The organism is Pseudoalteromonas sp. NFXS39 (genome assembly GCF_040148775.1).
GTDB classification, from domain to species: domain Bacteria; phylum Pseudomonadota; class Gammaproteobacteria; order Enterobacterales; family Alteromonadaceae; genus Pseudoalteromonas; species Pseudoalteromonas apostichopi.
The window spans coordinates 489,818-502,856 of record NZ_JAGDEC010000003.1 but is presented as its reverse complement, the minus strand read 5'-3'; the positions used below and the strand labels follow the sequence as shown (position 1 = coordinate 502,856).

9 protein-coding genes are annotated in these 13,039 nt (G+C 41.0%); 3 read left to right on the top strand and 6 right to left on the bottom strand.

The features are described from left to right. Positions 1 to 2: 2 nt before the first annotated feature. The 3 genes from J3455_RS08430 to J3455_RS08420 form a co-directional block, all read right to left on the bottom strand. Positions 3 to 1,985, bottom strand: coding sequence for an LTA synthase family protein (locus J3455_RS08430; protein WP_349561523.1), 1,983 nt, complete (start codon positions 1,983 to 1,985; stop codon positions 3 to 5). A gap of 98 nt (positions 1,986 to 2,083) precedes the next feature. Further along, a complete protein-coding gene (locus J3455_RS08425; protein ID WP_130050685.1) occupies positions 2,084 to 2,737 on the bottom strand; it encodes an START domain-containing protein in 654 nt (217 codons plus the stop codon). Positions 2,738 to 2,741: 4 nt separating this feature from the next. Next, entirely contained in the window at positions 2,742 to 4,262 is a 1,521-nt protein-coding gene (locus J3455_RS08420) for a CYTH and CHAD domain-containing protein (protein WP_167658545.1), read from the bottom strand. Between the two features lie 213 nt (positions 4,263 to 4,475). Here J3455_RS08420 and J3455_RS08415 point away from each other — a divergent pair, with 213 nt between their 5' ends. Further along, positions 4,476 to 5,075: a TIGR04211 family SH3 domain-containing protein gene (locus J3455_RS08415; RefSeq protein ID WP_297330628.1), complete on the top strand. Its 600-nt coding sequence runs from the start codon at positions 4,476 to 4,478 to the stop codon at positions 5,073 to 5,075. Between the two features lie 44 nt (positions 5,076 to 5,119). Here J3455_RS08415 and J3455_RS08410 read toward each other — a convergent pair whose 3' ends face one another. Then, positions 5,120 to 5,602, bottom strand: a complete 483-nt coding sequence (locus tag J3455_RS08410; protein ID WP_130050682.1) for a winged helix-turn-helix transcriptional regulator — start codon at positions 5,600 to 5,602, stop codon at positions 5,120 to 5,122. Positions 5,603 to 5,769: 167 nt separating this feature from the next. Here J3455_RS08410 and putA point away from each other — a divergent pair, with 167 nt between their 5' ends. After that, positions 5,770 to 9,573 (top strand): bifunctional proline dehydrogenase/L-glutamate gamma-semialdehyde dehydrogenase PutA, encoded by a 3,804-nt coding sequence (putA, locus tag J3455_RS08405; RefSeq protein ID WP_130050681.1) that lies wholly within the window; start codon positions 5,770 to 5,772, stop codon positions 9,571 to 9,573. A 162-nt stretch (positions 9,574 to 9,735) separates the two neighbouring features. Then, positions 9,736 to 10,944, top strand: coding sequence for a cyclic di-GMP phosphodiesterase (locus tag J3455_RS08400; RefSeq protein ID WP_239976506.1), 1,209 nt, complete (start codon positions 9,736 to 9,738; stop codon positions 10,942 to 10,944). A gap of 16 nt (positions 10,945 to 10,960) precedes the next feature. Here the strand turns inward: J3455_RS08400 and J3455_RS08395 are convergent, their stop codons facing one another. Both J3455_RS08395 and J3455_RS08390 read right to left on the bottom strand, forming a co-directional pair. Next, positions 10,961 to 12,016, bottom strand: coding sequence for a general secretion pathway protein GspB (locus J3455_RS08395; RefSeq protein ID WP_348708834.1), 1,056 nt, complete (start codon positions 12,014 to 12,016; stop codon positions 10,961 to 10,963). Between the two features lie 13 nt (positions 12,017 to 12,029). Further along, positions 12,030 to 12,950, bottom strand: a complete 921-nt coding sequence (locus J3455_RS08390) for an ExeA family protein (protein ID WP_130050678.1) — start codon at positions 12,948 to 12,950, stop codon at positions 12,030 to 12,032. Positions 12,951 to 13,039 lie beyond the last annotated feature (89 nt).

The window sequence follows — 13,039 nt, the reverse complement described above, 5'->3', positions numbered from 1 at the left end:
TCCTACTGCTCGCCTTTTAGCAACAAGTGCCACGCTATGCCCATATATTGGTTATATGCGTTGAATGTTGCGTTATCTATTTTTGCAAAAGGTGTGCTTTGTTTGTTGTAACGCACATCATATCGCTGCTTTTCGTTGATCAAATGATATTCATAAATCCCCGAAAAGTCACCTCGCCATAATTGTTGTCCTTTGCGAGCTGTCTGAAAGCCAAAAATTGTCCGGTCTGTTGTTGGTGATAATAGTGATTTACCAACGCTATAGAATGCACTATTTGGCTTTGCCACCAAATTCAAAATTGTAGGAGCAATATCCATATGGCTGGCCAGCTGCGGTTCTGCCTTTAGTTGCTGTATAGCTTGACCATAAAAAACAATGGGTACATGAGTGAGTTCATATAAATTAGGCTGGTCATGAATGTAACGACGGCTGTAATGATCGCCAGTAATAACAAAAAGTGCATCTGGGTATTGCGACTCCATCTTATCAACAAACTCTCCAAGCATATGGTCCGCATACCAAAGGTGGCCAAGTGTATAGGGCGACAAAAGTTCTGAGTTTAACTCTCGTAATGCTGAAGGGTAATCATCAATAGACTCCAAGGGGTAGCCATACTGTTTTAAATTTAAATTAAAAGGTCCGTGATAACTGGTTGTCATTACAACATTAAAGGTATTTTCTTTCGCTTTATTAGCAACCAGTTCGAATAGTTGTTGATCATCTATACCCCACACACCTGCTGAACCTTTACCTCCCATGTCTGCTGCTGAATATAATCTATCAACACCTTGTGATTTTGCGTATGTCCCAATATTCTGCCAAGACAATAACCCCCCATAAAAAAACTGGCTGCGATAGCCTTGCTGTTCCAATTGCTCGAATAACGACATTGGACTAGCTGGTTTTTGTGGGCCAATCTTGCTCATATTAACGCCTGCATAAGGAATGCCGGATAAGATGCTTGAAAGCGAGTTCATTGTGCTACTCGCTGCAGGCAATGCATCTGGGAAATACAAACCTTTTTCAGCCAGTTTTTGTAACTGTGTTGTAAGACCTAGCCCAAAATACTTTTCTTGCAATGGCCACGAATCATAACTTTCCATTATGATAAGAAATATTCTCGATGGCTGCGTAGTAAGTACGCCAGTTGTAGTATGCTTTAAATTAATTAGCGGTTCGCTAATAGATTGATCATTAGCTAAATAAGGATTCTTGGAGTTAGCACCATGACTCTGAAGTTCATTATAATCTCTGATTGCGTATATAAAGCTTCTCAACGGATTTATGACTAAGTTATTGGCGAAAGGATCTGGTGTCACTGCAGACCATTTGCGCATTGCAGGGCGAGATTCAAAAGACCCTCTTACAGCACAAATTGTTAAAACAACCATGATTATAACAAGCACTGTGCGCTTGACTTTACAATCCGTAAACAAATTACTCAGTACATGAAGCTGATGCCGATTAATCCAATTGCAAATGTTAAATGAAAAATACAATAAAACACATAATGTAATGACACTACCCCATGGTTTATATTGCATAGCGACTGTCTTGAGAATTGCGGCCTGATCGTCATGCAGCCCTTCAAACATGAAGTAATTAAACTGACTACCATACTCAGCTATGTAGGTCACACTAACAACACATAGTAACACGCTTAAACTAAGATATATCTGAGCACTGTAATGACGAACACTAGCAACCCAATGCGATTTTCGAATTGGTTGTAAGAAACAGTTAAAAATAAATGGAATTGTTAAGCAAACACCAGCAGCAGCAGAATCAAAGGCAAAGCCTGCTTTTAATGTCGTTGCAAATGTATCGAGTGTTAAAGGACTACTAAGATGGTCATAAAAATAGAATAAGAAAAACACTCTAAATGCCATAAATAAAGTGACACCAGCTAGCCATAACATTGCCAACCGAGTATTTTCCTCAACAAAGGCATACCACCTACTTGTAGCAAACGGCTTAAGTTCCATAAATACAATATCCCTGTAATAAAAACGAAACAGAGTGTATTTAAAAAAGGAACAATTTCAATCAATCTTTTGTAATTATATGTAATATTTTTGTATTACTACTCAAAATGAGGGCATGAACCGATACGGCTGGGTGATTTGATACGAGAAAATTGATTATTAGCTAATTGTTCTCGGAGTGCTTCTAGAGTTTTATAGACGCTTTTTAACGACACTTTATTACTTAACCAGCGGGGAATTGAGCCACTTGGATCTGCATAGGCTTGATGGCGTACCAACAAATTGCTTTGTTGCTCTTCTAAACGCCAATAAGCGGTAAGGTCTTTAATACGCACAATGCCTGCAACTTCGGCTTTTGCATACGGTTGGCTTTTGATTTGTAACTCTGTTTTGTGTTCATCCAAAGCATGATAACAAGAGTAACTCACTAAATCTCGGTCTGACACCGGCCAAGGCGAATTAAAATGGGTGTAAACAAGCGTTTCCGAGGGGCTTAAGCGCTCCATTAAGGTCACGCTTTTTACATTTTCAAGCCAATTTGGTGCATTGTCGGTATCACTTAACAACGCCATAAAGTCACTTGCTTTGGCATTTTTAACCAGCACAGAGGCATTAATTTCTACAATGCCAGTGTCGTGTTTTTTATAGCTAACTTTAATATCGTCTTGCTGTTTGTAAGTTTTCCATTCGATAGGATTAGCAAATGCCGATAAACTCAACCATGCTAACCCAATCCATAGGCCAAAGCGCATTGATTTACAGCCAGTAAGGGTCTGTATTAAATGAAGCGTGGCGACTTTGCTCCATTGCACTCACTAAAAATTCAGACTTTTGATCAAGCCATGATTGAATTTTTGTCAGCTCTAAGTCGTCTTGTCCTGCACATAATTGCTTTAAGTACTCAAGGGTACTTAACTCATAAATACCATGCGAGATATCGACCCACGGCATACGAAACTCATTTCGATCTTCTCTATCGAACAAAGCCCCTAAGCAGTTGCCGCTAAGTAATGAGTTTTCAAGACGCGTGCGCAGTGCCAAATAATCTTTATCTGTAAACACTTGTTGCTCAGGAATGAGCTCGTGCATGTCGTGCCAATCTTTAGCAAATAAACGCTTAGCAATATCGGCAACCGGTTTTTCCGCAGCCTGAAACTCAGCTTGCCCCCATGATTTGCGCCATTGCTTTTCAATTAACCACGTCGTTAGCTGTAATAGCAAGCGGTTGTAACGGGTGCTATGGAATAGTGTTTCAATATCGTCAATACTTGGCTGTAGTTCTTTTAAGTCATTAATAACCTGTGTGAGCTCTGGCGCACTGTTGATTTTTTTGTAGTATGCATGGCGCTTTGAAGTGTACGTTTTTAGCTGAATTGCATTTTCAACCCAAGCTAATTCACTTAATAACCACTTTAACTCAGTGCGCAATGATTCAGTGTCGTCTTTGCTAACAATGTCGTCAAAAAGCCAAAATGTATGACGAATTAAACGAATACCGTCGGTCACACGCTTAAGCGTTTTTAAACTCGGTTTAATGAAGTAACACGCTTCATGTTTTTGTACAAAACGAATCGCGTAGTTGATACTTTCGATTAATGCTTGCTCTTGCGTAGCATCACGTTTTAACGGCACAAAGCCGATTGATTTACTTGCTTTTAATGGCTTGTCATCGGCAAGCCCATAACCACGTGCAGCTTTAGAATAAAGACCTAAGCGAACATGACTCTCACTAACTAATTTATCCGCTAATGCAAACAGTTCATTGCGGCTACCTTCGATAAGTTCGATTTCAAGTTCAGAAATTGGCTCAACCTGACCCGATGCAGCAACTTCACCTTTATCTAACACCACTTCAATTTTTGCACCATTTTCGGTTTCGAGTAACCATGTACGGCGAATGAAATTTGTACTAAAAATTGGGTATAGATTCTCAGCAATGGCAGATACTTGCATTCCATGCGGCCAAATAGCGGCATCAAAAGCAAGTAAATCAGGGCGATTACCTGTGAGTGGTAAGTTGTATTCAGGGCGCTGATGAAGACCACCAACCACTTCGCCGGCAAGTTTGATGGTTTGCTCACAATCACTATCGCAACAACGAGTTCGTAGGCCAATATCTAAAGCACGTAATTCTCGGCTTGGCGTATCGTAATAAGCATTTTGTAAGCTTCGCGACGGTTTATTAGTAACGGTTTTTGCAAATTGGGTAATTAATGCGGGGATCAGTGGAACAACGGCATCTGACACCAAAAACTTCAGTTCTATCTCAGTATCCATTCGTTTTGCGGAGTACATTTAAAATAAATAAGTGCTCAAAATAAACAAAGCAGCTACTTAATGCAAATTTTTTCCTGATTTTTGCGACCAAGTCTAATCACGGATTACAATATCAGCCTTGCTATTGATAGTTGAAATCCCTACTATCTCTATACTTAAAGAAATTATAAATTTAGCCACTTCTAGGCAAGATCACATTAACAAGGTAGATTGATGTTAAAACAGTGTATTTTTGGGTTGCTCCTTGCGGCCACCTCTTTTATTAGTTACGCAGAAGAAGCGCCAAGCAGCGACAGCCAAAACACCGCCTATATAGTCGATAATCTGTACACCTTTATGCACTCTGGTCCAAGCAAAAACTACCGTATACTGGGCTCAGTCGATGCAGGTACACAAGTTATGTTGTTATCGGATGAAGATAATGGTTACTTTAAAATTCGTGATGATAAAGATCGTGAAGGCTGGGTAGAAGCAAAATTCGTAACCGAAAATGCAGGTATCCAACAACAATTTCAAGCCCTAAATAATGATATGACGTTAATGCAAGAGCAACTTCGTCAAGCAGAGATTGAGCTGCCGCAATTACAAGAACAAAATAGAGCACTGACAGATCAAAACCTAGCACTTAGCAAGCAAATCGAAACCCTTAAGAGCACCATCGAGTCTGAGCGTAATGCAAAACAAACCGCAAGTGCTAAAGAGAAACGCCAGCTATTAACTTATGGCGGTGCCATTGCATTTATTGGTTTACTGTTAGGCATTATCCTAACTGTAGTGTTATCTCGCCGTAAACGCTATGACGGCTGGGCATAACCGGTAAAACTGCAAAAAAGCACCTATTGGTGCTTTTTTTGTATCTATATATCGAATCTAAGTCCGGTATCTTGTTTAATTTTTTCGATAACCATATAAGTATGATGTGTACCAACCCCCGGAATATCAACTAAATCGCCAAGCACTTGGCGGTATTCATCCATATCTGAGACTCGCACTTTTAATAAATAGTCATAGCCACCAGCAACCATGTCACATTCAACGACTTGAGGAATATTTAAAATATACTCGCGAAACACTTTAAAAACTGATGTATTAGATGTCACCAAGGATACTTGCACGTGCGCTAACAAGCTCTGGTTAAGTTTACCTTCGCTAAGCTTTGCGTAGTAGCCTTCGATGTAGCCTTCTTGCTCTAAACGTTTTACACGGTCTAGACACGGGCTTGGGCTCAGGTTTACCTGTTTTGCGAGGTTTACGTTCGATATTCTGCCATTTTTTTGCAGAGCGTCTAAAATTGCTAAATCGATGCGATCTAACATGCGTAATCTATTCGGACTGGTCATAACAGAATTTTATGCGGCTAAGTTAACGGTATGCCCTGTAAATTATCGTAAATCGAAAAATTTAACCAGCATATTCTGCTGGATTTTAATTAGAATGCACGAATTATATCAATGGTAAGAAATGCAATTAGTTCATTTTTTAGACTCCACACACCAGAGGGTTACATATGCTATTTAATGGCGATTTGACAACTGAATGTCCAATTAGACAAAAGATCCGTGATTTCTACCGTATTGACGAAAATGCGGTTATTGATCACATTTTGCCTTTGGCTGAAGTAGGCGTGAAAGCGCGTAGCCGAGCGTGGGAACGTGCTCGTCAAATGGTTTTAAATATCCGTCGCGATCAGGATGGTCAAAGCGGTGTAGATGCACTATTAAATGAGTTTTCACTTTCAAGTGAAGAAGGCGTTGTTTTAATGTGTCTTGCAGAAGCACTATTACGCGTTCCAGATAAAGCGACGCAAGAGTCACTAATTCGTGACAAACTTGCTAAAGGTGACTGGAGCTCTCATTTAGGTAGCAGCGATTCTTTATTTGTAAACGCCTCATCTTGGGGTCTGTTAGTAACCGGTAAAATGGTTAATTACAGCGACAAATCGAAAGAGCAACAGTTCGGTGTGCTTAAGAAAACAATAGGTCGTCTAGGTGAGCCTGTTATTCGTAAATCTGTGAACTTCGCGATGAAGATCATGGGTAAGCAATTCGTTATGGGTCGTACTATTGACGAAGCAATTGAACGTGCAGCGGATAAAGAGCAAAAAGGCTACGTATATTCATACGATATGCTAGGTGAAGGCGCACGCACCATGAAAGATGCTGAGCGTTACTTCCAAAGCTATATGACTGCTATCCACGCAATTGGTAAAGCGGCAAATGGCCGTGGTCCAATCAAAAGCCCGGGTATCTCAGTTAAGATATCTGCAATTCACCCGCGCTATGAATTCACTCATCGCGAGCGTGTTATCGCTGAAATCGTACCTAAGTTAAAAGAGCTTGCGCTTGCAGCGAAAAGCTACGATATCGGCTTTACTGTTGATGCTGAAGAAGCTGACCGTTTAGATATCTCACTAGATGTGATTGAAGCAGTATTTAGCGATGACGATTTAGGTAACTGGAACGGCTTTGGTTTAGCAGTTCAAGCATATCAAAAACGCGCTATTTTTGTGGTTGAGTGGGTTGCAGAACTTGCTCGTCGCGTTGGTCGTAAATTAATGGTTCGCCTTGTAAAAGGCGCATACTGGGATACCGAAATCAAAACGACTCAGCAAGATGGTTTAGATCACTACCCTGTATTCACACGTAAAGCGACCACTGACGTTTCTTACAAAGCGTGTGCTATCAAACTACTTGAAGCTCGTGATGTTCTGTATCCGCAATTTGCTACACACAACGCATATACTGCAGCAACAATTTTAGAAGTGGCGAAAGGCGACAACGAAGGTTTTGAGTTCCAACGCTTGCACGGTATGGGCGAGTCATTATTTGATCAAATCGTTGAGAAAGAAAAAATTCAATGTCGTGTTTACGCACCAGTTGGTCAGCACGAAGACTTACTTGCGTACTTAGTACGTCGTTTATTAGAAAACGGTGCTAATTCATCATTCGTAAATGCGATAGTTGATACCACTAAGCCTGTTGAATCACTATTACCTGATCCTGTCGAAACGCTGCAAGGTTTACGTAATAAATACAATACGCAAATTAAAATGCCAATTGATTTATATGGTGAAGAACGTGCTAACTCAAAAGGCATGGACTTGACTGACATCAATGTAATCACACCATTTAAAGAAAACCTTGATACGTGGTTTGAAGAGCATCGTATTGAATTAAGCGATGTGCCTGAAGGTTCTATCCCTGTGAAGAACCCTGCAAACCATAAAGAAATCATTGGTCATGTGAAATTACAATCATCAGAAGAGATGACTGCACTTTTAGAAAATGCAGAGAAAGCATTTGAATCATGGTCACAGACACCTGTTAAAGAGCGCGCAAACTTACTACGCCGCGTTGCTGATATCCTAGAGCGTCACCACGATGAACTTGTCGCTATTTGTATTAAAGAAGCAGGTAAAATTACCCAAGATGGTATCGATGAAGTTCGTGAAGCAGTGGATTTCTGCCGCTACTACGCAGCACGCGCTGAGGAACTATCAGAAGATGAACGCTTTGAAGCGCGTGGTGTGATCTTATGTATCAGCCCATGGAACTTCCCGCTTGCTATCTTCTTAGGTCAAGTTGCCGCAGCAATCGTAACTGGTAACACAGTTATTGCTAAACCTGCTGAGCAAACCAGCCTAATTGCTCTTCGTACCATTGAACTTATGCTATCTGTAGGTTTACCAGAGCATGTTGTACAACCTGTTATTGCTCGTGGTAGCGAAGTAGGTAAAACTATCGTTCCTGATGAGCGAATTCAAGCTGTTATGTTCACAGGTTCTACAGAAACAGGGACTCTCATTTCGCAAACACTTGCTGCGCGTAACGATATTCAAGTACCGCTTATCGCTGAAACCGGTGGTCAAAACTGTATGATCGTTGACTCAACAGCTCTACCAGAACAAGTTGTTGATGATGTGATCAGTTCAGGTTTCCAAAGTGCTGGTCAACGCTGTTCTGCACTACGTGTATTATTCTTACAAGAAGATGTTGCTGATGGCATCATTGAGATGCTTAAAGGCGCTTTAAAAGAGCTTCACGTTGGCGACCCTTCATTACTTTCAACGGATATCGGTCCTGTTATCGACGAAAAAGCACTTAAAAACTTAACTGACCACGTTGAGTACTTAAAAGGTAATGCAACACTTCACTATGAATGTGCAATTCCTGATAACAGCGAAAACGGTGCTTATTTCTTTGCACCTCGTTTATACGAGATCAAAGATTTATCGGTGCTTAAACGCGAAGTTTTTGGCCCGTGTGTACATATCATCCGCTTCAAAGGCACAGAGCTTGATAATGTGATTGATCAAATCAATGGCACTGGCTTTGGCTTAACCATGGGTGTGCACTCACGTATCGAAGAGCGCTGCGAGTACTTAGCGAAAATGTCACGTGCAGGTAACGTTTACATCAACCGTAATATGATCGGTGCGATTGTTGGCGTACAACCTTTCGGTGGCCGTGGTTTATCTGGTACAGGCCCTAAAGCCGGTGGCCCTAACTACTTACAACGTCTTGTGAAAGAAAAAGCATCACCAGATAACGTACAAATGACAAATCTAACACCTGATGAGTTAGATACTCACCACTACTCAGGTGCTGCTGAGCAAGTTGCTAAGCTGATGGATAACTCATTACGTGATGAAAAAATCTGGCGTGCAACACCACTTAACGACCGAGTTTCTGCTGTTCGTCAATTACTTGCAAAAGTAGCGACTGTTGAAATCATTGATGAACTTGCTGATGACTTAGCGTTAACCTTAGCTGATGCACGTGCACAGCTTAACCGTCTTGAAAAACACATGCGTAAACACACTGTGTTGCCTGGGCCAACGGGTGAGTCTAATACGCTGCACTTAGAGCCTCGTGGTTGTGTAGTTTGTTATGCCGACAAGAGCACATCGTTTAACTTCTGGGCAATTTCAATTATCACAGCATTAGCTGCTGGTAACACAGTAATCACGGTTGCTTCTGAGTTATTCTTTGATGAAGCAGTTGCATTTAGAGATAAGTTTATTTCAACAGGTATTGCTGAGGGTGTATTCCAAGTTGCTAAACCTAATCAGTTACAAGCAATTTTAGCACATCCTCACCTTGCTGGTGCTGTTGTAGCTGCACGCTCATCACGTTTAGGCTACTTCAGCCAGCAGCTAGCACAGCGTAAAGGTGCGATTCTGCCAGTGATCAGCTCAGAGTACTACGACACGCTAATCAAGCGTTTATTAACTGAGAAAACAATTAGTGTTGATACAACCGCATCTGGTGGTAACACATCACTAATGACATTGGTTGAAGACGACGAGTAATCGTATTGATTAAAGGAAATTAACCCCTCCTGAGCTAAATAAAAGCCCTCGCAATTGCGAGGGCTTTTTGATTTTTAAAGATACCTTTTCATTATTCTTGTTTACCGAGATACAAATTTTCTGCTAGTTTTATAGTATTGAACTCGATTAGAAGTAAAGGCCTTGAAAACACTCCCTATCAATCAACTTAAGCCGGGCATGTTTGTCCAAAGTGTAACGAAACAGACTGGCAAGATCCGTATTAAAAACCAAGGTTGGGTAAAAACACAGGGAAGCATAGACAAGCTGATCAAGGCTGGGATATTAGAAATAGCTATCGACCCAAACAAAACACTGACTTTAGACAGTGAGAATAAAGTGGTTGAGCAGCAAAATAACCCACAACCTGCTGACGACACCACTGCTTTTGATCCCTGGCACACCACTCATAGTGTGTCGGCAGAAATGAGTAAGGCAAATAGCTTATATAACGAAGCAAAGTCATTACAAAACAAAGCCTTTGACGATATACGTGATGGTAATAAAATTGATATAGCTCCTTTTAAAGACCTAGCAAACGGTTTTATTGATTCGGTTTTTCGTAATCAAGACGCCCTCGCCTGTATCACTCGTATGCGTGAGAAAGATGCTTATCTACTTGAGCATTCAATCAACGTATCAATTTTAATGAGTATTTTTGCCAAACATTTAGGGATAGAAAGATCGATAATCCAAGAAATTGCCACAGGTGCATTACTGCACGATATCGGCAAAATTAATATTCCGGATGAAATTCTCAATAAGCCAGGCAAGTTAACAGATGACGAATATAAAGCCATTCAAGATCATGCTCGCTTTAGTAAAGAGATTTTAGAGCAAGCAGGCTTGAGCGGTATTGCTGTTGATATAGCAGGGTTCCACCATGAGCGCCTAGATGGCAGTGGCTACCCATTTGGTAAAAGCGCTGATGAGATAAGCTTGTATGTGCGAATGGCATCGATTGTTGATGTCTATGATGCATTAACCGCTGAGCGGGTCTATAAAGCAGGTATGGAGCCAATAAAGGCGTTTAAGATACTTAAAGATGGCTGCCCAGATAGCTTTGATGGAGACCTAGTAACCAAATTTATACAGTGTATCGGTATTCACCCTGTTGGCACCTTGGTAAAACTTGAAAGCCAAAAATTAGGAGTGGTAACACGTAGTAACCCTACCAGCCCATTAAAGCCCTCTGTAAAGGTTTTTTATAATGCCAAACATGCACACTATACCGAAGTACAAGATATCGATTTAGCAAACAGCCGCTGTCACGATAGCTTAGAAGCAGCTGTCAGACCGACTGACTTTAATATCGATCTGATCCGCTTCTTTAAGAACTCTATTTTACCTTAGCCCTTAGTAAGACTGGCTACTCAGGCCAGTCTTGTAATGCTTTTAATGTAAACTCATAACCATCGTAGCTTAATAAAGTTTGCTCTGGGGTGATTTCCACCACAGATAAAACGCCGATGTTATCTCCTTCATATAACTCTCGGCCATTAAGCTTTATCCAACGCTTAGACGTTTCTGAAGCATAGATGTGTGCTTGGTATTTAATTGTTGGAATAAGGCTTTGTAATGCATCTGGCAAGAGTTCAATAGGCTCTGCATAGGACGTGTTTTTAGTACTTCGAGTAATATCGACACTACGTTTGCTGTCAACATCTTCAACAGCCTTAGCAAAAGCGTCTTTCAATGTATCTGGCACATCTCTTAACTCATCATTGGCTGATGATGTAGAAACAGGTTGAACTGGCTGACTACCGAGTGGTTTACCAAGCACCTTATATTTACTTAAATCGACACCGTTACTACTCATTTGTTGAGGATTAATTTGCTGCATTGGTTGCGAGAACTGTGGCTGTGATTGATACGCAGGCTGATTTTGGTATACCGGTTGCTGGTACTGAGGTTGTACTTGATAGCCTTGATTGGCGTACACAGGAGCTGAATTAACTGGCACTTGCACCCATTGATATTGCTGACCTTGCACCGGAACTTGCTGCATCATTTGTTGCTGTACCGCTGCTTGTTGCATTACTTGACCTTGCTGAATCGCAGCTGCTTGTCCTGCATTATTTGTAGCTTGCTGAGGTTGAATTTGTGCTACTTGCTCTTGTTTAGCAGGCTGTTCGTTTTCAGGGCTTGTCTTAATCTCAGTCGAGGTGCTTTCGGCCACTTCATTGTTGTTATTAACGACCTTTGGCTGCTCGGCAAATGGTTTAGTTTTCTGTAACCATTTACCAATCGAAAATCCAGCCATAAGCGTTAATATTGCCGCTAGTAATAGGCCAAATAAAAAAGCTAATCGACGATAACGTTTAAGTTCTTGCTGTTGTTTGAGCGCTAGTGCAGCTTGATCGTGATCAACCGCGGTTTGTTCGTGCTGACCAGACTGTTTAATTGCATCTAATAATAATGACATAAATGTAAACTCGTTATATTAGGTAGGATAAACCAATACCCATCCCTAATACGGCTAAAAATGAAACTGGATAAAGCCAAACATAACTCGGCTCTTTATTTTCTACTGCAGCAACAGGAGTGCTGGTTGGCGGTAGTGCTTCGGCGGCAGAGCGCATCACAAGCTCACTGTCAATACTCAGTTTTTGTTGAGAAAACGCGCCGACTAGGCAACGCTCACACAGTAAATTGATTAACCTTGGAACGCCTTGAGTAACTTGATAAATCGCTTTTAATGCATCACCCGAGAATAAAGCTTGTTCTGTCCCCGCTTTAAACAAACGATGCTTAACATAGGCAAACACTTGCCCTTCAGTTAGTGGCAATAAGTGATAACGCGCAGTGATTCGCTGAGCAAGTTGTCTTAATTCAGTGCGTTTTAGTAGCTCTTGAAGCTCAGGTTGCCCTACTAACACAATTTGCAGCAGCTTCTTATGATCTGTTTCGATATTGGTTAACAGCCGCAACTGTTCTAACACATCTGGCGCGAGTAGTTGTGCTTCATCAATAATTAAGATGGTATGGCCGCCTGCTTGATTATTTGCCTCAAGGTGTTTTTTGATTACATCAGTGAGGGTCTTTAAGGTCGCATTAGTGCTGTCATAGTCGATATTCAATTCATCACAAATACTGGCAAGCAGTTCAAGCTGTGACAAAGCAGGGTTATGAATTTGTGCTACTTGAGTATTTTCAGGTAGCTGCTCTTGCAGGCTTCTCGTTAGTGTTGTTTTACCTGTACCGACTTCACCTGTTAATAAAACGAAGCCACCCGCTTCACCTAATCCGTAGGTAAGGTGTGCTAATGCCTCTTTATGACGCTCACTAAGAAATAAATACTCAGGATTTGGGGCAATTGAAAAGGGTTTTTCTGACAAGCCAAAATAGCTTAAATACACCGTGTTATTCCTTGCGTTTAAAATCACGGTCTATAATGGCAAAAAACCTCGCTACTTAAAACCTTGTTTACATTTTATTGGTTAAATAA